Origin of the sequence: Sphingomonas trueperi (assembly GCF_011927635.1) — a bacterium.
In the GTDB taxonomy this organism is placed as follows: Bacteria; Pseudomonadota; Alphaproteobacteria; order Sphingomonadales; family Sphingomonadaceae; genus Sphingomonas; species Sphingomonas trueperi.
This window is the reverse complement of sequence record NZ_JAATJB010000014.1, coordinates 67,688-91,424: the sequence shown is the minus strand read 5'-3', so window position 1 is coordinate 91,424 and position 23,737 is coordinate 67,688. Positions and strand designations below refer to the sequence as shown.

Below are 23,737 nucleotides of genomic sequence, written 5' to 3'. Positions count from 1 at the left end.
GGGGAGGAATTTGCAAGGCTTCCACCCTCACTCCCCCGCGATGAACGCTTCCACCGCCGCATACGCATCATCGTCCGGCATCTGCTCGGGCGGGTGCTTGCAGAACCATGCCGCCGCCGGAAGGATCGCCCCGCCCAGCCCGCGGTCCTGCGCCAGCTTGGCGCAGCGGATCATGTCGATCGCCACGCCGGCGCTGTTCGGGCTGTCCTCCACCGACAGGCGGAGTTCGAGGTTCATCGGTACGCCGCCGAACATCTGGCCTTCCATTCGCAGGAAGCAGATCTTGTTGTCGTTCTGCCACGCGACATAGTCGCTCGGGCCGACATGGATGTTCTCGTCTTCCAGCCGCACCTCGGCGACCGACTGCACCGCCTCGGTCTTCGATTCCTTCTTGGACGCCAGCCGCGAACGGTTGAGCATGTTGAGGAAGTCGGTGTTGCCGCCGGTGTTGAGCTGGTAGGTCCGCTCCAGCTTGACGCCGCGCTTGCGGAACAGGTCGGTCAGCACGCGGTGGACGATGGTCGCGCCGAGCTGCGCCTTGATGTCGTCGCCGATGATCGGGACCCCCGCCGCCTCGAACCGCGCCGCCCATTCGGGGTTGCTGGCGATGAAGACGGGGATGTTGTTGACGAACGCCACCCCGGCTTCGAGCGCGCATTCGGCGTAGAATTCGGTCGCCGCCTGCGAGCCTACCGGGAGATAGTTCATAAGAACGTGCGTGTTCGTCTCGCGCAGCGCCTGGACGATCTCGCCCTTGCTCGGTTCCGCACCGTCGCCCAGCAGGAAGGTACGGTCCGGCGCATAATTCGCCATGTGATCGGCGACGCCGTCCAGCACCCTGCCCATCCGCACCTTGGCGCCGGTGTGCCGAACCTCGTCGCAGAACACCACGGTGCAGTTGGGCTTGGCGAAGATCGCCTCGGCGACGTCCTGCCCCACCTTGCGGCTGTCCACGTCCCAGGCAGCGACCACCCGGATGTCGCTGGGGGCATAACCGCCCAGCTCGGCATGCATCAGCCCGACCATGTCGTTGGCGCCGGCGCGGTAATGCTCGATGCCTTGCACCAGCGAGCTGGCACAGTTGCCCACGCCCACAAGCGCGACATTGATGGCATGGCGATCTGGGGACAGCATCAGGCGGACCTCCTCTCGGCGGCGAGACGCTCGTCGCGGTTGAACAGCAAGGGGTTGAGCTCGGGCTGGCTGGTCGCCAGCGCCAGGGGGGTGACCGGCGCCGACACGGTGGCGGTGCCGGCATAGCGATCGATCATCCAGGCGCAGAAATCGGCGAACGCCTGCGGATCGCGTGCCGGGCTGGTGTGGTGCGGCGCGATGCCGAGATGCTCGGGGGTGAAGCAGAAGGTGACGGTGACGTCGAAGTCCGCCAGCGCCTCCATCTGCCGATCGAACCAGTCGACCGCATTCTCGCGGAAGCTGTCCGCCCAGCTGAGCCCGGTGCGGATGCGGCGGGTACCCAGCCGCTTCATCCACGCCACCGCCTCGTCAAGCCGGTGATCGTGGAAGTGGAACCACTGCATCAGCCCGATGTCGGCGGCATGCTCGGCATAGACGTCGAGCGCAGGCTTGGGCGTGCCGTCCTCGCGGATCAGGCCGAGATAGAAGTGACGGTAATAGGAGGAACCTTCCGCCTCGCGGTGGCGGGTCTCGGCGCCCCAGCTGGTCGGCAGGTCAAACAGCGAGTACCAGAAGACCCGTTCCGCCTTCCCGCGCAGAAGCTCCGCCGTGCGGCGCAGGCCGAATGCCTGCACTTCCTCGGCGCCGAACGAGCTGACGCCGACCTCGGTCACCCAGACGGGCTTGTCGGTGACCGCCTGGATCTCGGCGATCTTGTCGGGCCAGGCGGAGAGCGGCCACAGGTTCCAGTCGAGCGGGAAGCCGTGGACGGCGACCACATCAACCGCCTCGAGCGCGCCATGCGCCTCCATCCGCCGCAGCCAGTGCGGGTCGATCGGCGACATGCCGCCGAGCACGCGCGGCAGCGTGGGGTTCACCGCGCGGATCGCGTTGCCCGCCGCGATCACATGCTGCGCGAACATCGACCAGTCGGGGTCGATCGCCGGGTCCCAATGCGACTTGTTGTTGGGCTCGTTCCAGAGCATCGCCGCTTCGATCATGCGGCACCTCCCTTCGCCGGATAGACTGCAGCGGGGCCGTATTCCGCATAGGGCACGTCGGCGACGCGGCACCAATAGACTTCGGATTCCGGGTTCGCCTCGATCGTGAAGCCCGCCGCGCGCAGCATCGCCTGGCTGGCCGCGGCGTTCGGCGCCCACCAGTTGGTCCAATCATGCGCGAACTGGCGCTCGATGAAGTGCAGCTTGGGGTAACCGGGATCATTGAAATAGCCCGGTGGATCGAAGGTGCCGGGCATGTGGAAGGGATGATCCTCCGGCACTTGCGCAACGCTGTCCGATCCCTGCTGCATCGTCTGGAACAGCATGAACTCGCCCGCGACGTGCTCGCGGATCAGGTCCAACGCCAGCAGCGGGTGGCGCAGATGGTAGAGCACGCCCATGAAGATGACGATATCGAATCGCCGGCCGAGCGCGGCCACGTCGTAGACCGAGCGGTTCTCGAAGCGGACGTCGTCATAGCCCAGCGCCTCGGCCGCGAACCGTGCCTGCGCCAGATAGCGTTCGTCGCTGTCGATGCCGAGTACCTCACCCGCGCCGCGTCGCTTCATCTCGAAGGCATAGAAGCCCGCATTGCAGCCGATATCGAGTACCGAGCGCCCTTCGAGATCTTCCGGCAGCGCATCGGCGAAGCGGGCGAACTTGAAGGCGGGATAGTCGCCGAGGAAATGGTCCGGCGCGGTCTCGACGCCCTGGATGCGGATGTTCTGGAACCATGGCCCCAGTGCATCGATCCGCGCGCGCAGATCGTCCACCGGCGTGCACCGCGCGGCTGCAAGGTTCTTCATTCCTGTCCCCCGTTGAGCTTGAGCAGACGCGCCCCCCAATTGCCGATCAGCAGCGTGCTGACCGAGCCGGGGTCCACGTCGAAGGCGAGCAGGCGATCGAGGCCCAGCCCGAGATAATGGGCGATCACCCCCCGAATGATGTCGCAGTGGCTGACGCAGAGCAGCGTCCCGTTCCAGCCGCGGTCTACCAGCGCGTCGAGATGACCGACGGCGCGTTCGGTCGCTTCCGCCATCTTCTCCCCGTTGGGCGGGCGGACGGCAGAGCGCTGGCGGTTCCATTCGCGCCATTCGGCATCGCGCTCCAGTTCGTCGAAGCTGCGGCCGGTCCAGGCACCGAAATCCACCTCGTCGAGCGCCTCCACCACCTGTGCCCGCACGCCGATCCGGCCGCCGATGATCTCGGCGGTGGCTCGCGTGCGCTCGCGGGGGCTGCAATGAATGGCGGCGATCGGACTCTCGCGCGCGAAATGCGTGGCCAGCCACTGCGCCTGCGCATGTCCGGCCGCAGACAGCGGCGAGCGCGCGCTGCGGCCGCTCAACACCTGACCAACATCGTCATGTGCGCCGTGCCGGATCAAATGTACCTTTGCAGTCATCAGCAGGTTTGCAGCCTATCAGCATCAACTTAGATGCTAGCGTAACAACTGCCTCATCGTAATGGTTCCAATTAACCTAAATCATCTTCGTATATTCAACATGTTAAATATAGTTGTTACGTCACGATCATCGGGAACAAAGATGAAGAAGAAGCTGTTTGTTGCATCGGCGGATGGTTTCTCTAGCAAGTCATCATTCTGTCACGACTTACCTAGATTAGTTTAAAGGCAGGAAAGCATCGACATGGCGGAAAAGGTGCTCGTAACGGGCGGCGCGGGATTCATCGGGTGTCAGGTTTCGGCCGAACTGCTGCGCAGAGGGCACCAGGTCCGCGTGCTGGATTCGATGCTGGAGCAGGTCCATGGCGACCGCGAACGCCCGGAGGCACTGGACTCTGAAGTCGAGCTGATCCGCGCCGACGTGCGCGATGGCGATGCTGTTGCCCGCGCGCTGCAGGGTGTCGACAGCGTGATCCACCTCGCCGCCGAAGTCGGCGTCGGCCAGTCGATGTACGAAGTCGAGCGCTACACCTCCACCAACGATGTCGGCACCGCGGTGCTGTTCGAGCGGCTGATCGACACCCCCGTCCGCCGCGTGGTCACTGCGTCGTCGATGAGCATCTATGGCGAAGGCCTATATCGCGATGCCGACGGCACCCTCGTCGAGAATGCCGAGCGCGGCATCGTCCGCGACGGCCAGCAGCAGTGGAATCCGCTCGACGGACAGGGCCGCCCGCTCGAGCCGGTCGCCACGCCCGAATGGAAGCGGCCCAGCCTCGCCTCGATCTACGCGCTCAACAAATATGTCCAGGAGCGCACCACCCACATCATGGGGGCGCCCTATGGCATCGAGACGGCGTGTCTGCGCCTGTTCAACGTCTATGGCCCCGGCCAGGCGCTGTCCAACCCCTATACCGGCGTGCTGGCGATCTTCGCCTCGCGACTGCTCAACGGCCAGCGCCCGATGATCTTCGAGGATGGCGAGCAGCGCCGCGACTTCGTCCATGTCAGCGACGTCGCCCGCGCCTTCGCCGACGCGCTCACCCTGCCCCAGGCCGCCGGCCAGACCTTCAACATCGGCTCCGGAAACGATCGCTCGGTGACCCAGGTCGCCGAGGCGCTCGCCCGCGCGATGGGGCGCAACGACGCCGCGCCGGAGATCGTCGGCAAGACGCGCGTCGGCGATATCCGCCACTGTTTCTGCGACACCAGCCTGGCGCGCGAGAAGCTCGGCTTCGAGGCGCGGCAGGATTTCGAGGCCGGCCTCGCCGAACTCGCCGACTGGGTGCAGCAGCAGACCGCCGAGGACCGGGTGGGCCAGGCGCGCGCCGAGCTCGAAAAGCGGGGCCTGGTCGCATGAACGGCGGCGACGCACGGCCGATCCTGATCACCGGCGGCGCCGGGTTCATCGGATCGAACCTCGCCGACCGGCTGGCGCGCCAGGGCGAGGCGGTGCTGATCTACGACGCACTGCGCCGCCCCGGTGTCGAGCGAAACCTTGCCTGGCTGCAGGCGCGCCACGGCGACCGTATCAGTGCCGAAATCGCCGACATCCGCGAGACGACCAAGCTCGTCGAGGCGGTACGCTCGGCGCGCGCGGTGTTCCATTTCGCCGCGCAGGTCGCGGTGACGACCAGCCTCACCGATCCAACCGCCGATTTCGAGGTCAACATCGCCTCCACCTTCGCGCTGCTCGAAGCGGCCCGCACGGCCGACACTCCGCCACCGGTGATCTTCGCCTCGACCAACAAGGTCTATGGCGACCTAGCGGATCTCGACTTCGAGCTTGGGGACAACGGCTACCAGCCCGTCGACCGCCAAGTGCACGAGAGCGGCATCGGCGAGGCGCGGCCGCTCGATTTCCACACGCCCTATGGCTGTTCCAAGGGTGCGGCCGACCAATATGTGCTCGACTACGCCCGCAGCTACGGTCTGCCGACCGCGGTGCTGCGGATGAGCTGCATCTATGGCCAGCGCCAGATGGGCACCGAGGACCAGGGCTGGGTCGCGCATTTCCTGATCCGCGCCCTCGAAGGCGCACCGATCACGCTGTACGGCGACGGCCACCAGGTGCGCGACATTCTCGACGTGTCGGACGCCGTGGACGCCTATGTCGCCGCATGGCGACAGATCGACCGGGTCTCGGGCCAGGCCTTCAACCTCGGCGGCGGTCCCGCCAATGCGGTGAGCCTGCGGACGCTGCTGGCGCATGTCGAGACGATCACCGGCCGCCCGCTCGACCTGCATTTCGACGATTGGCGCGCGGGCGACCAGCGCTATTTCGTCGCGGATACCAGCAAGGCGCGAGCCGCCCTTGGGCTGGGCGCGCCCACCGGATGGCAGGACGGCGTGACCGCCCTCGCCCGCTGGCTCGGCGAAGAGCGCGGCCTGACGATCGGCCGCCCGGCCCAGCGCGAGCGCATGGCGGCGGCTGCACTGTGACCATGGCCGCGCCGCTGCGACTGCTGCTGACCACCGACACCGTCGGCGGCGTGTGGCAGTACAGCATCGACCTTGCCGGGGCGCTGGCCGAACGCGGCGTGAAAACGGTGCTGGTCCAGCTCGGGCCGGCGCCCAGCGACGCGCAGCGGGCGGAAGCGCACGCTATTCCCGGAGCGACGTTCATCGAAACGGGTCTGCCGCTCGACTGGTTGAGCGATGGCCCGGCTCCCGTGCTTGCAGCAGGCGTCGAGATCGGCCGATTGGCCCGGCTGCACGGCGTCGACGTCGTCCAGCTCAACATGCCCACGCTTGCTGCGTCGGCGGTTCCGGGCGTGCCGATGTTGGCGGTGACGCATGGTTGCGTCTCCACCTGGTGGCAGCATGGCCGGCCCGGCGTGCCGCTCGACCCGAGCTTCGCCTGGCACCGGGCACTGACCGAACAGGGCCTGCGCGCCGCAGATCGGGTGGTCGCCCCCTCCGCCGGCTATGCCCAGGTCGTGCGGGACTATTACAGCCTGCCGGTGCAGCCCACCGTGGTGCACAACGGCCGCGCACCCTTGGTGACGCCCAAGCACGAACCGGCGCAGGACTGCGTGCTGACCGTCGGCCGGCTGTGGGATTCGGTGAAGGGTGCCGAACTGCTGGACGCAGTGGCGGGGCAGCTCTCCGTCCCCTTCCATGCCGCGGGCGCCGCGACCGGCCCGCACGGCGAGACGGTGCAGCTGGAAAACCTGCATCTGCTCGGCCAGTTGGACAGAGCGGCGCTCGCCAAGCGGCTCGCCGCGCGCCCGATCTTCGTCTCCGCCGCCTGTTTCGAGCCCTTCGGGCTTGCCGTGCTGGAAGCAGCGGCCGCCGGATGCGCGCTGGTGCTGGGCGACATCCCGGTATTCCGCGAACTCTGGGACGGCGCCGCCACCTTCGTCCCGCCGCGCGACCCCGCCGCCTACCACGCAGCCATCGAGCAGTTGATCGGCGATCTCGCGCTGCGCCGCCATCTGGGCGACGCCGCCGCCGAGCGCGCCCGCCGCTACACGCCTGCCCGCATGGCCGACGCCATGCTCCCCCTCTACCGCCAGCTCGTTTCCGAGCGCGCGCCCGCCGGAAAGGTCGCGGCATGAAGATCGTCTATTTCACCCATTCGCTCACCTCGTGCTGGAACCATGGCAACGCGCACTTCCTTCGCGGCGTACTCAGCGAGCTGATCGCCCGCGGCCATGACGTGAAGGTCTGGGAGCCCGAAGACGCCTGGAGCCTCACGAACCTGCTCGCCGATCATGGTCGGGAAGGTCTGGCGCCGTATCACTGCGCCTATCCGGAGCTGCATTCCCACAGCTACACGCCGATGTGCACGCCTGCCGAGATGATCGGCGACGCCGATCTGGTGATTGTCCACGAGTGGAATGATCCCAAGCTGGTTTCCCGGATCGGCCATGCCCGCGCGATGGGCGGCAGTTTCACCCTGCTCTTCCACGACACCCACCACCGCGCGGTCAGCGAGCCCGCGGCGATGCAGGCCTATGACCTCAACGACTATGACGGCGTGCTCGCCTTCGGGGAGACGTTGGCCGAGGTGTATCGCGGCTGGGGCTGGGGCAACCGCGTCTGGACATGGCACGAAGCCGCCGATCTGCGCCGCTTCCAGCCGCCCGCGCGTGAGGGCGCGCGCGATGGCCTGGTCTGGATCGGAAACTGGGGCGATGGCGAGCGGACCGAGGAACTGGAGCGCTTCCTGTTCCAACCCGCCGCCACGGCCCGCCTGCCGCTCGACATCTACGGTGTTCGCTATCCGGACGAGGCCAAGGCGATACTCGCCCGCCACGGCGCACGCTATCATGGCTGGGCGCCCAATGCCCGCGCCCCGGAGATTTTCGCCCGGCATCTTGCGACGGTGCATGTGCCCCGGCGCTATTATGCGACGATCCTGCCCGGCATCCCGACGATCCGCGTGTTCGAGGCGCTGGCCTGCGGCATCCCGCTCGTCTCCGCTCCCTGGGACGATGCGGAAGGCCTGTTCCGGCCGGGGACCGACTATCTGGTCGCGCGAGACGGCGCCGAGATGACCCGCCACCTCATCGCGCTTCGCGAAGACACCGATCTCCGCGCCGCGCTGGTCGCCCACGGCATCGAGACGATCGGGACCCGCCACAGCTGCGCGCACCGGGTGGACGAACTGCTCGCCATCGTCGCCGGCCTAGCCCGCCCTCAACTTGCCAAGGACGCCGCATGAAGATCGCATTCTACGGATCCAGCCTGCTCTCTTCGTACTGGAACGGCGCCGCGACCTATTATCGCGGCATTCTCAAGGCGCTGGCCGCGCGCGGCTATGACATCACCTTCTACGAGCCCGACGCCTTCGAGCGCCAGCAGCACCGCGACATCGATCCGCCGTCCTGGGCCAAGGTCGTGGTCTATCCCGCCACCGACGAGGGCCTGCGCAGCGTGCTGGCCGAGGCGCGGCATGCCGATGTGGTGGTGAAGGCAAGCGGCGTAGGCGTGTTCGATCGCGAGCTGATCGAGGCGATGCGCACCGCACCGCGCCCGGAGGCGCTCCGCATCTTCTGGGACGTCGATGCCGCCGCGACGCTCGACGAGATGCGCGGTGATCCTGCCCACCCCGTCCGTGCCATGCTGCCGGAGATCGACCTGGTGCTCACCTATGGCGGCGGCCCGCCGGTGATCGACGCCTATACCACGATGGGCGCGCGCGCATGCATCCCGGTCTACAACGCGCTCGATCCCGAGACGCACCACCCCGCCCCGGCCGATCCGCGTTTCATCGCCGATCTCGGGCTGCTCGCCAACCGACTTCCCGATCGCGAGGCGCGGATCGAGGAGTTCTTTCTCCGCGCAGCATCGCTGGCGCCCGATCGCCACTTTCTGCTCGGCGGCAATGGTTGGCACGACAAGGGTTTACCGGCGAACGTCCGCGCGATTGGCCATGTCGGCACCGCCGACCATAATGCGTTCAACTGCACGCCCCAGGCAGTGCTCAACGTTGCGCGCGATTCGATGGCGGCGATCGGCTTCTCCCCGGCCACGCGCGTGTTCGAAGCCGCCGGCGCCGCTGCCTGCCTGATCACCGACGCCTGGGAAGGCATCGCGCTGTTCCTGCAGCCCGACACGGAAGTGCTCGTCGCCCGCGACGGCCAGGACGTGGCCGAGCATCTCGCCATGCTCACCCCCGAGCGCGCCCGCGCGATCGGCGCGGCGGCAAAGGCCCGGGTGCTCGCCGAACACAGCTACGACCTCCGGGGTGCGCAGGTCGATGCGATCCTCAAGTCGCACCAGCCCCGCGAAAGGAAAGCCGCATGAAGCTGATCGTCCTCGGCCTCAGCCTCGGCTCCTCCTGGGGCAACGGCCATGCCACCACCTTCCGGGCGCTGCTTCGCGCATTCTCCGCGCGGGGACATGACATCCTGTTCCTGGAGCGCGAGGTGCCGTGGTACGCCGGCGCACACCGCGATCTCGTCGATCCGGACTTCTGCCGGCTGGAATATTACCGTACGCTCGCCGATCTAGACATCTGGCGGGAGGCGATCGCCAACGCCGACGCGGTGATCGTCGGCTCCTATGTGCCGGATGGCGTGGAAGTCGGCCAGTTCGTACAAGGTACCGCGAAGGGCGTCACGGCCTTCTACGACATCGACACGCCGGTCACCCTCGCCAAGCTGGCGCGCGGCGCGTTCGAGTATCTCACCCCGGCGCTGGTCCCCGGCTATGACGTGTATCTCAGCTTCACCGGCGGCCCCACGCTCGACCGGATCGAGCGCGAGTTCGGCAGCCCTGCCGCCCGCGCGCTATACTGCTCGGTGGATACCGACGCCTATCGCCCGCTCGACGTGCCGAAGCGCTGGCATCTCACCTATCTCGGCACCTACAGCCCCGATCGCCAGCCGACGCTGGAGAAACTGCTGCTCGAACCAGCCCGTCGCTGCCCGGAGAGGCGCTTCGCCGTCGCGGGCCCGCAATATCCCGACAGCATCGACTGGCCGGCCAATGTCGAGCGGATCGAGCATCTGCCCCCGGCGGAGCATCCGGGCTTCTATTCCGCCTCGCGGATGACCCTGAACGTCACCCGCGCCGACATGATCGCGGCCGGCTGGTCGCCCTCGGTGCGGCTGTTCGAAGCGGCGGCCTGCGGCACCCCGATCCTGTCGGACCGCTGGGAAGGCATCGAAAGCCTGTTCGTCCCCGGCGACGAGATTCTGCTCGCCGACACGACCGAAGACGCCATCGCAGCGTTCCACCGCGATGCGGAGGCGATCGGCACCGCCGCGCGGCGGCGGCTGTTCGAAGGCCATGACGCCGCACACCGCGCCGCCGAACTCGAAGCCCATCTCAACGAAACCAGCGCGCGACCCCACGGCACGCGCCGGGAGAGGAATGCCCCGATGACGAACGATACAGAGAAGTCGCTGATCCTGGTCGCCGGGGGTGCCGGCTTCATCGGCTCGCACCTCTGCGCCGAATTACTCGACCGCGGCGAGCAGGTGGTCTGCCTCGACAATCTCCAGACCTCGAACCTGTCCAACCTGCGCGGGCTGGAGGGGCGGCCGGGCTTCGAGTTCGTCCGCGGCGACATTGTCGACGAACTGCCGGCAACCATCCTGGAACGCGCGCATCGCTTCAAGCAGATCTACAACCTCGCCTGCGCCGCCTCGCCGCCGCAGTATCAGGTGGATCCCGAGCATACGATGCTTACCAATGTGGTTGGTACCGATCGCCTGCTGCGACTCGCATCGGAGGCGGGCGCCCGGTTTCTGCTCACTTCCACCTCCGAGGTCTATGGCGATCCCGAGATGCACCCCCAGCGCGAAGACTATCGTGGCTGGGTAAGCTGCACCGGACCGCGCGCCTGCTACGACGAAGGCAAGCGCGCCGCCGAGGCGCTGACCTATGATTTCTGCCGCAGCGGACGCGCGGAAGTCCGCGTTGCGCGGATCTTCAACACCTATGGCCCGCACATGCACTTCGACGATGGTCGAGTGGTGTCGAACCTGATCGTACAGGCACTCTCCGGCAAGCCGCTGACGCTCTACGGCGACGGCAGCCAGACGCGCAGCTTCTGCTATGTCTCGGACCTGGTGCGGGGCCTACGCCTGCTAATGAATAGTGATATCACCGGTATGGAGCCAATAAACCTCGGGAATCCTCATGAAATTACGGTAGAGGCGTTAGCCGAGGCGGTCGCGGTGTTCACGGGCAGCAATGTTGCTATTGCGTATCATCCGCTCCCGACGGACGATCCACGCCGGCGCAAGCCCGACATTGCACGTGCGCGTGCGCTGCTCGGATGGGAGCCGCGAGTCCCGCTTGCCGAGGGGCTGGAGCGCACCTGTACCTGGTTTGCGCAGGCGATGAACGTCCCCCTTCCGCAAACGACGTCCCTCGAAGTCGCGGCCGAATAAAAAGCAACGGGTTCCATGTTAAGCGTGCATCCACCCTGCCCTTAAGGCCGTAGTTCCTTTCGCCAGCTAGCGGCGTACGCATGTGATGCCGCATTCCGCCCTGCCGCGCGCCCTCGGGACGCGGCACCGGCGCGAACCATCCCGTCGGCGAGAGGAACGGTCCCGGGTGACGCAGCCCAATACACGCCCTGCAGTTGCCCATGGGGGCGTTCAGTCCGGTCTCAGCGACGACGCACCGGCAATCGCCCTTTCTCCGGCCTGCACGCCGGAAGCGGTTCTGACCAAGCTGCGCGCGCTGGTGAACGGCCAACATGCTGAGCTTCCCTCTACCGAGACTTTCGCCGAGGATGCGCGCGCGCACCAGGCCGGTCGCAACGATGCCGTGCGGCACGCTGCGGCGATCGGCGCCACGAGCAATGGCGCCGACCTGGAACTGCTGGTGCGCGACGCGCTGCGGGCCTTCCAGTTCGGCGGCGTGCCGGGCATTTCCATCACGGGACCCGGCGTGCTGCTTCGCCCGGCGGCTGCGCGTCTGCTGACGCTCGTTTTCCACGAACTCACCACCAACGCGATCAAGTTCGGCGCACTAGGTGGCGCCGGCGCGCGTCAATCCCTCCAGATAGCCTGGAAGCACACTACGCTGGGCGTCGAGGTCGAGTGGAGGGAGCGTGGCGTTGCCATCCTGGCCCCGGCAGATCACCCACGCTCTGGTTTCGGAAGAAAACTGATCGAGACCATCTTCGCTTCCTATTCCGGAATCCATTCCAGTTTCCGCTTACTTCCTGGCGGAGCTGAATGCAGCTTCACGATTCCGGCACAAGCATTGATGTACTGATCCTTGTTAGGCTGTTTATTCTGAACTTCGCACGCACCCAGCGCGTTGCCTTGGGATCATGCTGACAACTCCACCCCACGCGGCGGACGCATTTGCATCCAGCCGGTTAGGCTCGCTTGCGTCGCTCAGCGATGCTGAGCGTCGTGTGCTCCGGCAGGCGGCGGAGTTTCCCCAGCGGATCCGCGCCACCCGCGACCTGATCCTGGCGGGGCAGCGAACGCCGGGGCCGCTGCTCGTCCTCGACGGCTGGCTGGGTCGCGTGCAGTTGTTCAGCGACGGCCGCCGCCAGATCCTCAGCTTCCTCCTGCCAGGCGACGTGATCCAGGACGCCGGAACCTTCCAGCCGGTAGCCCCCAGCACGATCACGGCCCTCTGCGATGCGGTGCTGTGCTCCGCCCCTGCGCCCGAAGACGAAGGCCCGCGCGAAGCCTATGCGGCGAGCGCCGCACTCGACGAGATCTATCTTCTACGCCAGATCGCCCGGCTCGGCCGGATGAGCGCCTATGAACGCATCCAGGACTGGCTGTCCGAAATGCACGAGCGCCTGCTCCTGGCCGGCGCTGCGGGGCCCGAGAGCTTCCCGATGCCGCTCACCCAGGAGATGCTGGCCGATGCGCTGGGCCTCACCAGCGTCCATGTGAACCGCACGCTCCAGGCGATGCGGCGCGACGGCATCCTCGAATGGCGGGGGGGCACGGTGCGTCTCCGCCAGAGTGCTGCAACGAACGGGGCGCGGGCACGCCCGATGCCGGAAGCGGCGATTTCGGCCTTCCGCAAGGCGCTGCTCGCGGGTTAGATCAGGACCCGCGGGACGACGTTGCTGCAGCGACGGGCATGCGCGCGGCCATGGCGCGCACCCGCCGCTCATATTCGTCGGCCAGCCGGAAATGCGCGAGCGCGGCGGCATTGTCCTCGCAGGTGGAGGCGATGGCCAGCTCGGCACGGGCGCGGCGCTGGAAATAACTGCGATCATCGGGACTTGGCATGGGCGGCACTCCGTTGCTCGGCCGCCGACGCTACACCCGTTCGCCACCCCGCCGCGTTCGCGCAGATCACGACAACGCAGGACAAGCGGCGCTTCCGGAGTCGACGCACCCGCAATCGGGGGGCTAAAGGCGGGCGCCATGACCGACGCTGCCCTGCCCCGCCCCACCCGCTGCGACCGCGCCTGGGTGGATGACGCCGTCCGCACCATCGATGCCGAGTTCAACCGCTCGGCCGACACCCATCTGGTCCGCGTCGAGCTGCCGGGCGCACCGGGCATCACCTTGTACCTCAAGGACGAATCGAGTCACCCGACCGGCAGCCTCAAGCACCGGCTGGGCCGCTCGCTGTTCCTTTACGCACTGTGCAACGGCTGGATCGGGCCGCAGACGACCATCGTCGAGGCATCGAGCGGGTCGACCGCGGTTTCCGAAGCTTATTTCGCCAGGATGATCGGGCTGCCCTTCGTCGCGGTGCTGCCGCGCGGTACGTCGCCCGAGAAGATCGAGGCGATCGAGTTCCATGGCGGCCGTTGCCACGAGGTCGCCGATCCGCGCTCGGTCCGCACGGAGGCGCAGCGGCTCGCCACCGAACTGGGCGGCCATTTCATGGACCAGTTCACCTATGCCGAGCGCGCAACCGACTGGCGCGGCAACAACAATATCGCCCAGTCGATCTTCGAGCAGATGGCGCAGGAAGCCCATCCCATCCCTACCCATATCGTCTGCGGCGCGGGGACCGGCGGCACTTCGGCGACGATCGGCCGCTATCTGCGCTATCACCGCCTGGAGACACGGCTCTGCGTCGCCGATCCCGAGGCCTCGGTGTTCCACCGCCATTATGTGGACCGCAGCATCACCACCGTCGACGGCGCGCCGTCCTGCGTCGAGGGCATAGGCCGGCTCCAGCTCGAGCCCTCCTTCCTGCCCGACGTGATCGACCGGATGATCGCCGTCCCCGACGCGGCGAGCCTGGCGGCTGCACTGCGGATCAGCCGCGTGCTCGGCCGCCCCTGCGGCGTCTCGACCGGCACCAATATCTGGGCCTGCGCGACGCTGATCCGCGAGATGCGTGCCGCCGGCCAGACAGGCTCGATCGTCACCCTGCTGTGCGACGATGGCCGCCGCTATGGCTCGACCTGCTTCGACGCGGAATGGCGCGCGGCACATGGCTATGAGACCGACACGCACGATCGGGCACTTGACGATCTTTTCCTGCCGAGTGTCTGAAAACCGTCATCAATTCGTCATCCCGCTGCTGCACCCGCCTGCAGGTATTGTTTTGGTGACATGGGAGTTGGGGGCACGATGACGAACGGGGGCACGACGCGGCGGCGGTTCCTGGCAGCGGGCGCGCAGGCGGCGGTGGCATCGGCGCTGCCTGCATCGATCGCACGGGCGGCGGCGATCCCGGCGGACGTCCGCAGCGGCACCATTGCCGATGTCGCGCATGTCGTGATCCTGATGCAGGAGAACCGCAGCTTCGACCATTATTTCGGCACGATGAAGGGCGTGCGCGGCTTTGGTGATCCGCTGACGGTGCCGCTGCCGGGCGGCCGCAGCGTGTTCGCCCAGGAAGCCGCCGACGGCCGGCTGGTCGCGCCCTTCCATCTCTCCACCAAGGAGCATTTCGAGCTGATGCGGGTGGCGAGCACGCCGCACAGCTGGCCCGATGCGCAGGCCGCCTGGGATCAGGGCCGGATGCAGCGCTGGGCCGCCGCCAAGACCGATCGCGCGATGGGCTATTTCACCCGCGAGGACCTGGAGTTCCAGTTCGCCCTCGCCGAGAGCTTCACGATTTGCGACGCCTATCACTGCGCGGTCCATACCGGCACCAACACCAACCGCCTGTTCCTGTGGACCGGCACCAACGATCCCAGCGGGATGATGGGCGGCCCGTCGATCGGCAATTCGCACGACGAGCTCGCGACCAAGGGCGGCCACCCCGACTCCTATCGCTGGACCACCTATCCGGAGCGGCTCCAGGCGGCCGGGATCGACTGGCGCATCTACCAGGACATGGCGGACAATTTCACCGACAACCCCCTGGTCGGTTTCGCCGCCTATCGCGAGGCGCAGCCGGGCTCGCCGCTCTACGATCGCGCGCTGACCACCCACGGGCTCGACCAGCTCCGCGCCGACGTGCTGGCGAACAAGCTGCCCCAGGTCTCGTGGATCATCGCCGACGCCAAGGGCAGCGAGCACCCCGCCCCCTCCAGCCCGGCCCAGGGCGCGGCCTATACCGCCGCGGTGATCGACGCGCTGACCGCCAATCCGGAGGTGTGGGCACGCACCGTGCTGATCGTCAATTTCGACGAGAATGACGGCTTTTTCGACCATGTCCCGCCGCCCGGGCCGCCGTCGCGCGATCCGGCGGTGGTCGGCGGCTTCCTCGGCGCCTCGCAGGTCGACACGTCCAACGACTATCACCAGATCCCCAGCGTCGCCGACGAGAAATCCGAGCGGCCCGAGCTGATCGGACGGCCCTATGGCCTCGGCCCGCGCGTGCCCTGCTATGTCGTCTCGCCCTGGAGCCGCGGCGGCTGGGTGAACTCGCAAGTCTTTGACCACACCTCGGTAATCCGTTTCCTGGAGGCGCGGTTCGGGGTGCAGGAGCCCAATATCTCCGCGTGGAGACGGGCGGTCTGCGGCGACCTGACCAGCGCGTTCGACTTCCGCAGCCCCAACCGCAAGATCGGGCCGGTGCTGCCCGATCCACGCGACCTCGCCACCCGCGCCGCCGCGCTTCGCAGCCAGCCGGAGCCCAGCGCGCCGGTCGCCGCCGGCCAGGCACCCGCGCAGGAGCCGGGCATCCGCCGCGCGCGCGCCCTGCCCTATGCGCTGGAGGTGAGCGAAGCCGGGCTCGATTCGAGCAAGATCGTGCTGCGCTTCGAATGCACTGGCGTGCCGGCGGTGGTGCATGTCTATGATCGGCTCCAGCTCGATGCGGTGCCGCGCCGCTACACGCTCAAGCAGGGTGGCGCGATCGAAGCCGAATGGCCGCTCGACTCGGAAGGCCGCTACGATCTCTGGCTGCTCGGTCCGAACGGTTTTCATCGCCATTTCGCCGGCCAAGGGCCTGCCCATGCCGGTGCGGTGCGCTGGCAGCAGCGCCGCGGCACCGCCCCCTCGCTGCGGATCGAGGCGCCCGCTGGGATCATTTCGGAATGGCCCCGCCACCCCCAGCTCAAGCCGATCGTATCAGAAGAAACCAAGGTAGCGCTAACGGTTACCGGTGGCTGGTACGACCTTGTCCTCACCGATCCGGCTGTCCCCGGTTACCGTCGTCGGCTCGCCGGAAGGATCGAAAACGGCAGCGATGGTTGGTCCGAACCGCCCTATACCAATGTTAAGGTTTCCCAAATCGATTAGGACGCGATACTGTCAGCGCTGACAGAACAACGCGTTGGGGGGCGGGACAGTTGAAGTCAGTGGGCTTGGTCGAGCTGGCGAAAATCGCAGGCGTGTCGGTTTCGACTGCCTCAAGGGCGCTTTCCAATCATCCTAGAGTCGCGCGAGGTACCCGCGAGCGCATCGTTGCGCTCGCCCAAGAACACGGCTTTCGCCTCAACCAGACCGCCAGTGCGCTGCGCAAGCAGCGTACCGGCGCGATCGGCGTAGTGGTACCGCTGGGCCACGAAGTCGATCAGGCGCTGTCCGATCCGTTCTTCATGGGGCTGCTGGGCGGACTTGCGGATGCGCTGACCAAGCGCGGCTACGACCTGTTCCTGTCGCGCGTGGTGCCGCAGGGGCCGCGCTGGCTCGACGACATCATTGCCTCCGGCCGCGTCGACGGCATCATCCTGATCGGTCAGTCGGATCAGTTGGAGGCGATCGAGCGGGTGGCGGGCAGCTATCAGCGCATGGTGGTGTGGGGCGCCGCGCGACTGGGCTCGAACCAGATCACGGTCGGTACTGACAATGTCACCGGTGGGGAACTTGCCGCGCGCCACCTGATCACGCGCGGGTGCAAACGCCTCGCCTTTCTCGGCAATGCCGGAGCGCCCGAATTTTCCGATCGGTACAAGGGCTTCCACAGTGCCGTCGCCGAAGCCGCTGGGGTGACCGACACCGTGGTGCCGATCCATCTCACGATGGAAGACGCCTATCGCGAGATGGCCGCCTATCTCGCTGCCAATCCGGCGCCGGACGGCATCCTCGCCGCCTCCGACGTGATCGCTATGAGCGCGATGCGCGCACTGGCCGAGCGCGGCTTGCGCGTACCGGAGGACGTTGCGGTCATCGGCTATGACGACATCCTTCTCGCCGGCTACACCACGCCCGCGCTCACCACGATCCGCCAGGACGTCGTCTATGGCGCGAATCTTCTCGTGGAGCTGCTGCTGGCACGAATCGCCGGGCAGAATGTCGGCTCGGTGGCGATGCTGCCCGAACTGATCGTTCGTGATTCGGCCTAGGCTGAGTCGCGCACGGGCGTGCGCACCAGCAACTGGTGGAGCGCCGCGGCGATCGTGCGGGCATCGAACGGCTTCTCGATCACGGTGACCGAGTCTAGCCCGATCGGCAGGTGATCGCGGCCGTAGCCGCTGACGAACAGGAACGGGATGTCGCGCGCGACCAGCGCCGCCGCCACATCGTCGACCAGCGCGCCCTGGAGGTTGCCGTCGAGCAGCACGGCATCGACGGGCGTCTTGGTGATCGCCGCCATCGCATCGGCCGAAGTGGCGACGACACCCGCCACCACCATGCCGGCATCGCCCAGAATCGTCGCGAGTTCGAGCGCGACCAGCGGCTCGTCCTCGACGATCAGCACCCGCTTGCCGACCAGCGCCGCGCCGCCGCCTGCCGGCAACACCGGGATCGCCTTGCGCGCCGCGCGCGGCTCCTCGCGAAGCCGAACCGCGCTGGCATAGGGGATCGAGAGCTTCCAGGCGACGCCTCCCTCGCCATAGCTCGGCACGGCACTACCGCCCTCGGCTTTCAGGCTGCGCTCTATCAGCGCGGTGCCGAAGCCGCGCCGTGTGGGCGGTGTCGCGGCCGGTCCACCGCTTTCTTGCCAGTCAAGCTCGAGCATCCCGTTCCGGACGCCCCAGTGGAGCCCCACCCGTCCCTCGGGCACCGACAGCGCGCCATATTTGTGCGCGTTGGTAGCCAGTTCATGCAGAACGAGCGCCAGATGCAACGCGGGCTCGGGCGCCAGTTCAACCATCGGTCCACCGGTGTCGAACCGTTCCGGATCGATCGTGCCGGTCTGCAGCTGGCCTTCGATTAGCTCCTGCAGGCTCGCGCCCTGCCAGGTGCTGCTGCTGAGCAGCGAATGCGCGCGCGCCAGCGAATGGATCCGCCCGATGAAGGTCGGGGCGAAGTCCGAGGGGCCGGAGGAATGGCGCAGCGTCTGCGTGGCGATCGCCTGCACCGAGGCGAGCGTGTTCTTTACTCGGTGGTTGAGCTCGCCGATCAGCAGCCGCTGCGTCTCCTCGGCACGTACCCGATCGGTGACATCTAGAATCTGGGTGTTTACCGACAGCAAGGACCCATCCGGCCCCAACAGCGCCGACCCATAGACTTCGCAGTCGAGCATCACGCCTACAGCCGTCCGCATGCACAAGGGCCGCATGTCGCGGACATGCTCGCCGGCGATCATCCCGCGGATCATCGCATCGAACCGCGCGGCATGCTCGGCATCGAGCCATTCGAGCTCGGACGGGCGCAAGCCGGAGACTTCCACCACCCGCCAGCCGAACATCCGCTCGGCTCCCGCCGACCAGGCGATGATCCGCTGCTCGGCATCGAACTCGACGATGGCGAGCGGGGAATTGTCCCGGTGTGCCTTCAGCCGGGCGAGTGCGGCGGCATGGCGGTCCCGCTGGCGGGCGATCTCCTGTCGCTGCGCCGCCAGCTCCACGAAGATCTCGACCTTGTTGCGGACGATCTGCGGATCGACCGGCTTGAGCAGATAGTCCACCGCCCCGGTTTCGTAGCCGCGGAAACGGCGGCGCTCGTCGGTGGCGACCGCGGTGAGGAAGATGATCGGCACGCGGCGGGTCCGCTCGGTACCGCGCATCAGTTCGGCGAGCTCGAACCCGTCCATCCCCGGCATCTGCACGTCGAGCAGCGCCAAGGCGACATCGTGCACCAGCAGCAGCTCCAGCGCCTCCATTCCCGAGGCGGCGGTGAGCAGTTCCAGCCCCTCCTGCGCGAGCAATGCCTCCAGCGCGATCAGGTTTTCGGGCACGTCGTCGACGGCAAGGACCTTCACCGGATCACGCATCGGCCATCGTCCGCAGGCCGGCATTGGTGCGCCGGTAGAGGCGCTCGCCCGCATCGAAATCGGCGAAGGCGTCGGTATGGCGCGAGAAACGCAGCGTCTCGCGCGCGCCGAGCCCGAGGAATCCGCCGCGCACCAGCGTGTCCCCAAACAGTCCCAGCGCGCGATCCTGCAAGTCGCGATCGAAATAGATCAGCACGTTGCGGCTCGACACGAGATGTGCCTCGGCAAACACCTGGTCGGTGGCGAGGCTGTGTTCCGCGAATACGGCGCGGGCACGGAGGCTCTTGTCGAACACCGCGCCACCATAGGCCGCCATATAGTAATCGGAAAGCGAACTATGGCCGCCGGAGTGCCGGTGATTCTCGGTAAATTGCGGAATCCGCCCTAAATCGAAAATGCCCGCCTCGGCCTTGGCCAGCGCCGCCGGGCTGATATCGGTACAATAGAAGATCGTCCGGTCCTCCAGGCCCTCCTCGCGGAAGAGGATGGCGAGCGAGTAGAATTCCTCGCCATTGGCGCAGCCCGCGATCCATACCTTGAGCGAGGGCCAAGTGCGCAGATGCGGCACCACCTTCTCGCGCAGCGCGCGGAAATAGCCGGGATCGCGAAACATCTCGCTCACCTGGATGGTGAGGAAGCCCATCAGCTCGGCGAACACCGTCGGCTCGCGCAGCAGCCGGTGCTGGAGCTGCGAGAACCCTTCGCAGCCGAAGCGCTGGCACGCCCGCTCCATCCGCTTGTGCAGCGAGCTGCGCGAATAGCCTCGAAAGTCGTAGTGATACTGCCGCCAGATCGCCTCGAGCAGCAGGTCCAGCTCGATCTCCGCATGCGCCGGAACGAGGTCATCGATCACCGCGGCATCCACACCCGCACCAGGCTGAGCAGCTTGTCGATATCGAGCGGCTTGGCGAGATAATCGTTCGCGCCGGCGTCGAGGCATTCCTGCTGGTCGCGCGCCATCGCCTTGGCGGTGAGCATCAGGATCGGCAGCGTCTTGCCCCAGGGCTGCTTGCGGATCTCGCGCGTGGCGGTGAGGCCGTCCATCTCCGGCATCATCACGTCCATCAGCACGAGATCGACCCGATCGGTGAGATGGCGCGCGGATTCGTCGAGCGCATGCAGCGCCTCTCGGCCGTTGCGGGCGATGCGAACCTTGACTCCATGGGGCTCGAAAATGCTCGTGAGCGCATAAACGTTCCGGATGTCGTCCTCGACGACCAGGATCGATCGGCCTTCGAGCGCCGCGTCGCGGCCCAGCGCCTTGGCGATCAGCGCCTGCTGCGGCTCGGGCAGCTCCGAGACGACCTGGTGGAGGAACAAGGTCACCTCGTCGAGCAGCCGCTCGGGCGACTTGGCGCCCTTGACGATGATCGACTTGGAATATTTGCGGAGCCGCAGCTCTTCGTCCTGGCTGAGGTCACGGCCGGTATAGACGATCACCGGCGGGAACCCCACACTGTCGTCCTCGCTCAGCCGGTCGAGCAGGTCGAGGCCCGAGGCGTCGGGCAGGTTGAGATCGAGCACCATGCAGTCGAACGTCTCCTGGCCAAGGCGTTCGAAGGTCTGGGCGGCCGAATGGGCCTGGACCGTCTCCACCTCGCGCGAGGCGAGCAGCGCCTTGACGCTTTCCGCCTGCTGCGCGTCGTCCTCCACCACCAGCACGCGGCGCATGCGCTGCGACATCCTGGCCTCGAGGCCCTCCAGCATGTCGACCAGCTGCTCGCGCTTCACCGGCTTGAACAGATAGCCGACCGCGCCGCTCGACAGCGCCGCCTGGCTGTCGTCGTCGACCGAGACGACGTGCACCGGGATATGCCGGGTGCGCACGTCGCGCTTGATCCGGTCGAGCACCGACAGGCCGGTATGGTCCGGCAGGTTCATGTCGAGGATCACCGCGTTGGGCACATATTGCCGCGCGAGCAGCGCGCCCTCGTCGGCGGTGCCGGCGATCAGGCACTGGAAACCCAGGTCGTGCGCGATGTCGCACAGGATGCGCGCGAACACGGGATCGTCCTCGACGATCAGGATCACGCGGGAATCGCCCGACAGTTTCTCGCGATCGTCCTCGCAGGGCTCGGCACTGCGGCGGCGGCCCGGCTTGGGATTGGAGGGCTGTGGCTTGACCGGCGCCGGACTGGGGCTCGGCAGCGGGGCCGCTGCCTGGACCAGCGCGGGATCATAGGCCTCGGGCAGGATCAGCGCGAAGGCGCTGCCCTCGCCCGGCATGCTCTCGACCGCCACCTCGCCGCCGAGCAGCCGCGCCAGCTCGCGCGAGATCGACAGGCCGAGCCCGGTGCCGCCATATTTGCGGCTCACGGTGCCATCGGCCTGGCGGAACGCCTCGAAGATCACCTGCTGCTGCTCGGAGGGAATGCCGACACCGGTGTCGCGCACCGTGAACGCGATCCGCCCATCGGGCCGCCGCGAGACACCGAGCGACACCTCGCCCTTGTCCGTGAACTTGATCGCGTTGGACAGGAAGTTCTTGAGCACCTGCTCCAGCCGCTGCGGATCGGTCTCGATCTCGCCCGGCGCGCCCGCCGCCTGCTCGATGCGGAACTCCAGCCCCTTCGCGGTGGCGGAAGCCCCGAATACCGCCTTGAGCTTGTCGAGCACCGGCGCGATGCGGACGCGGCGGGGCTGCAGTTCCAGCTTGCCCGCCTCGATCTTCGAGATGTCGAGGATGTCGTTGATCAGCGTCAGCAGGTCGTTGCCCGAGGTCTCAATCGTCTCGGCGTGGCGGACCTGGTCCGCGCTGAGATTGCCCGCACGGTTCTCCGCCAGCAGCCGCGCCATGATAAGCAGCGAGTTGAGCGGGGTGCGCAGCTCATGGCTCATATTGGCGAGGAATTCGGACTTGTAGCGGCTCGCTTGCTCCAGGTCGGCAGCCTGCTGCTCCAGCGCGCCCTGGGCGCGGGCAAGTTCATCGCGCTGCAATTCCAGCGCGCGGGTCTGCGCCTCCAGCTCGGCATTGCTCTGCTCGAGTGCGGACTGCTGTGCCTCCAGCCGGGCGGCGGTGTCCTGCAGCTGACGGCTCTGGGTCTCCAGCTCGTCATTGTTGGTGCGCAGCTCCTCGCTCTGCACCTGCAGCTCCTCGGCCTGCTTCTGCGTCTCTTCGAGCAGCGCGCGCAGCCGGGCGCGGTACTTGCCCGAGCGGATCGAGACGCCCAGCTGGCCGCCGATCCGCTCCAGCAGCGCCTGCACCTGCGGGTCGACCGCGCCGGGGAAGCCGAGTTCGAGCACGCCGTTGATCTCGCCGTCCGCCTCGGTGACACCGATTACCAGCGTGCGCGGCTGCGCCTGGCCGAGGCCCGATCCGTAATAGAGATAGCCCTCCGGTACCTGCTCCAGCACGAACTGGCGGCGATCGGCGATCGCCTGGCCCAGCAGCCCCTCGCCCGACTTCACCCATTCGGGCAGCGGTGCGTCGGCCGGCACGGCGTAGGTACCGCGGCGGCGGAAGCCCGCGCCGCTGGGGTCGCGCACGAAGATGGCGCCCGCCTGCCCACCGCTATAGTCGGCGAGGAAGCGCAGCGCGGCGGTGGCGAGCTCGTCGAGCGGCAGCTCGCCGGCGACGGCCTTGGCGAGGCCGACCTGCCCCGATTGCAGCCATTCCTCGCGCCGGATCGCCAGCCGGTTGCGCACGAAGGCGAAGCCGATGCCCGCCAGTATCCAGAGGATCGCCGAGCCCAGGATGCGGTTGACCAGCACCACCTGCGGATCGACGCCCGGCGGCGCCAGCGTGAATCCGGCGAAGTTGAGCAAGGTCGCCAGTGCCGCGACGATCAGCGGCACCACCGGTCGCCCGGCCGTGTAGGCGATCACCGTCGGCAGGATATAGCCCGCCCAGGTCGCCGTGCCGAGCGGCAGGACCGCGTCGGCGCCGAACGGCAGCACCAGCAGGGCGGCGAGGGCCGCATAGAGGGGACGCGAGGGCTTTCGGCTGCGCTGGCTGGGCGACATATGGAATCTCAAAGGGATAGATGGGCAAGCAGGTACCCGGCTTTGCCCCGCCCCTGCAACCCTGACGGCGGGACCATCCCGATCCTCCCCTCCCAGAAAGCGCCGTCGCGTCAGACAGAAATGCACCGTCATCCCTGCGGAGGCGGGGATCCATTGGCGCTGGTGCCACAGTTCTTTCCCCGGACGCACAGGCGAATGGATTCCCGCCTTGGCGGGAATGACGATGGTTTCAGGTGCGCTGGCACCGTCTCACTTCAAGCGCGACTGCAGTGGCGGGGATGCGAACCCTGAACCATCCCCTTCCCCGTCGGTTACCCCAATGACTTCAGGAGACGGC

General features: G+C 67.3%; 19 protein-coding genes and 1 pseudogene. 12 read left to right on the top strand and 8 right to left on the bottom strand.

Annotation, left to right across the window (positions count from 1 at the left end):
- Nucleotides 1-27 precede the first annotated feature (27 nt).
- From GGR89_RS18275 to GGR89_RS18260, 4 genes are read right to left on the bottom strand one after another with little or no spacing between them, the layout of a single operon-like run.
- Entirely contained in the window at nt 28-1,134 is a 1,107-nt protein-coding gene (locus GGR89_RS18275; RefSeq protein ID WP_125974765.1) for an inositol-3-phosphate synthase, read from the bottom strand.
- Nucleotides 1,134-2,135 (bottom strand): glycosyl hydrolase, encoded by a 1,002-nt coding sequence (locus GGR89_RS18270; RefSeq protein WP_125974767.1) that lies wholly within the window; start codon nt 2,133-2,135, stop codon nt 1,134-1,136. Before GGR89_RS18270 ends, GGR89_RS18275 begins: the two co-directional genes overlap by 1 nt.
- Nucleotides 2,132-2,941: a TIGR04290 family methyltransferase gene (locus GGR89_RS18265; protein ID WP_125974769.1), complete on the bottom strand. Its 810-nt coding sequence runs from the start codon at nt 2,939-2,941 to the stop codon at nt 2,132-2,134. Before GGR89_RS18265 ends, GGR89_RS18270 begins: the two co-directional genes overlap by 4 nt.
- Nucleotides 2,938-3,537 (bottom strand): histidine phosphatase family protein, encoded by a 600-nt coding sequence (locus GGR89_RS18260; RefSeq protein ID WP_125974771.1) that lies wholly within the window; start codon nt 3,535-3,537, stop codon nt 2,938-2,940. Before GGR89_RS18260 ends, GGR89_RS18265 begins: the two co-directional genes overlap by 4 nt.
- 244 nt (nt 3,538-3,781) lie before the next feature.
- Between GGR89_RS18260 and GGR89_RS18255 the strand changes: the two genes are divergently transcribed.
- The 9 genes and pseudogenes from GGR89_RS18255 to GGR89_RS18215 all read left to right on the top strand — a co-directional run bounded on the left by GGR89_RS18255 (nt 3,782) and on the right by GGR89_RS18215 (nt 13,018).
- Nucleotides 3,782-4,897, top strand: a complete 1,116-nt coding sequence (locus tag GGR89_RS18255) for an NAD-dependent epimerase/dehydratase family protein (protein WP_125974773.1) — start codon at nt 3,782-3,784, stop codon at nt 4,895-4,897.
- Complete coding sequence (locus tag GGR89_RS18250) at nt 4,894-5,979, top strand: NAD-dependent epimerase/dehydratase family protein (RefSeq protein ID WP_125974775.1); 1,086 nt, start codon at nt 4,894-4,896, stop codon at nt 5,977-5,979. The genes GGR89_RS18255 and GGR89_RS18250 overlap by 4 nt, the downstream gene beginning before the upstream one ends.
- A gap of 2 nt (nt 5,980-5,981) precedes the next feature.
- A complete protein-coding gene (locus GGR89_RS18245; protein ID WP_125974777.1) occupies nt 5,982-7,097 on the top strand; it encodes a glycosyltransferase family 4 protein in 1,116 nt (371 codons plus the stop codon).
- Nucleotides 7,094-8,206 (top strand): CgeB family protein, encoded by a 1,113-nt coding sequence (locus GGR89_RS18240; RefSeq protein WP_125974779.1) that lies wholly within the window; start codon nt 7,094-7,096, stop codon nt 8,204-8,206. Before GGR89_RS18245 ends, GGR89_RS18240 begins: the two co-directional genes overlap by 4 nt.
- Entirely contained in the window at nt 8,203-9,291 is a 1,089-nt protein-coding gene (locus GGR89_RS18235) for a CgeB family protein (RefSeq protein WP_125974781.1), read from the top strand. Before GGR89_RS18240 ends, GGR89_RS18235 begins: the two co-directional genes overlap by 4 nt.
- A pseudogene (locus GGR89_RS22925) lies at nt 9,288-10,298 on the top strand (CgeB family protein); the annotation flags it as partial. The gene GGR89_RS18235 and the pseudogene GGR89_RS22925, both read left to right, overlap by 4 nt.
- Before the next feature lie 72 nt (nt 10,299-10,370).
- On the top strand, nt 10,371-11,387 hold the full coding sequence (locus tag GGR89_RS22920; protein ID WP_125974905.1) for a UDP-glucuronic acid decarboxylase family protein: 1,017 nt from the start codon (nt 10,371-10,373) through the stop codon (nt 11,385-11,387).
- A gap of 166 nt (nt 11,388-11,553) precedes the next feature.
- Nucleotides 11,554-12,222 (top strand): sensor histidine kinase family protein, encoded by a 669-nt coding sequence (locus GGR89_RS18220; protein WP_125974783.1) that lies wholly within the window; start codon nt 11,554-11,556, stop codon nt 12,220-12,222.
- A 145-nt stretch (nt 12,223-12,367) separates the two neighbouring features.
- Complete coding sequence (locus GGR89_RS18215; protein ID WP_241217893.1) at nt 12,368-13,018, top strand: Crp/Fnr family transcriptional regulator; 651 nt, start codon at nt 12,368-12,370, stop codon at nt 13,016-13,018.
- Nucleotide 13,019: 1 nt separating this feature from the next.
- Here GGR89_RS18215 and GGR89_RS18210 read toward each other — a convergent pair whose 3' ends face one another.
- Nucleotides 13,020-13,208 carry a hypothetical protein gene (locus GGR89_RS18210; RefSeq protein ID WP_125974787.1) on the bottom strand — a complete coding sequence of 63 codons (189 nt, stop codon included), beginning with the start codon at nt 13,206-13,208 and terminating at the stop codon, nt 13,020-13,022.
- Between the two features lie 138 nt (nt 13,209-13,346).
- Here GGR89_RS18210 and GGR89_RS18205 point away from each other — a divergent pair, with 138 nt between their 5' ends.
- The 3 genes from GGR89_RS18205 (at nt 13,347) to GGR89_RS18195 (ending at nt 17,623) form a co-directional block, all read left to right on the top strand.
- A complete protein-coding gene (locus tag GGR89_RS18205; RefSeq protein WP_125974789.1) occupies nt 13,347-14,435 on the top strand; it encodes a PLP-dependent cysteine synthase family protein in 1,089 nt (362 codons plus the stop codon).
- A gap of 78 nt (nt 14,436-14,513) precedes the next feature.
- Nucleotides 14,514-16,577 (top strand): phosphocholine-specific phospholipase C, encoded by a 2,064-nt coding sequence (locus tag GGR89_RS18200; RefSeq protein WP_125974791.1) that lies wholly within the window; start codon nt 14,514-14,516, stop codon nt 16,575-16,577.
- A gap of 59 nt (nt 16,578-16,636) precedes the next feature.
- Nucleotides 16,637-17,623, top strand: coding sequence for a LacI family DNA-binding transcriptional regulator (locus GGR89_RS18195; RefSeq protein ID WP_125974907.1), 987 nt, complete (start codon nt 16,637-16,639; stop codon nt 17,621-17,623).
- Here the strand turns inward: GGR89_RS18195 and GGR89_RS18190 are convergent.
- From GGR89_RS18190 to GGR89_RS18180, 3 genes are read right to left on the bottom strand one after another with little or no spacing between them, the layout of a single operon-like run.
- The gene (locus GGR89_RS18190; RefSeq protein ID WP_125974793.1) at nt 17,620-19,437 is read right to left on the bottom strand and encodes a response regulator; all 1,818 of its coding nucleotides are present in this window, start codon (nt 19,435-19,437) and stop codon (nt 17,620-17,622) included. The two genes, GGR89_RS18195 and GGR89_RS18190, sit on opposite strands and share 4 nt — an antisense overlap.
- On the bottom strand, nt 19,430-20,302 hold the full coding sequence (locus GGR89_RS18185) for a CheR family methyltransferase (protein WP_125974795.1): 873 nt from the start codon (nt 20,300-20,302) through the stop codon (nt 19,430-19,432). Before GGR89_RS18185 ends, GGR89_RS18190 begins: the two co-directional genes overlap by 8 nt.
- The gene (locus GGR89_RS18180) at nt 20,287-23,400 is read right to left on the bottom strand and encodes a response regulator (RefSeq protein WP_125974797.1); all 3,114 of its coding nucleotides are present in this window, start codon (nt 23,398-23,400) and stop codon (nt 20,287-20,289) included. The genes GGR89_RS18185 and GGR89_RS18180 overlap by 16 nt, the downstream gene beginning before the upstream one ends.
- Nucleotides 23,401-23,737 lie beyond the last annotated feature (337 nt).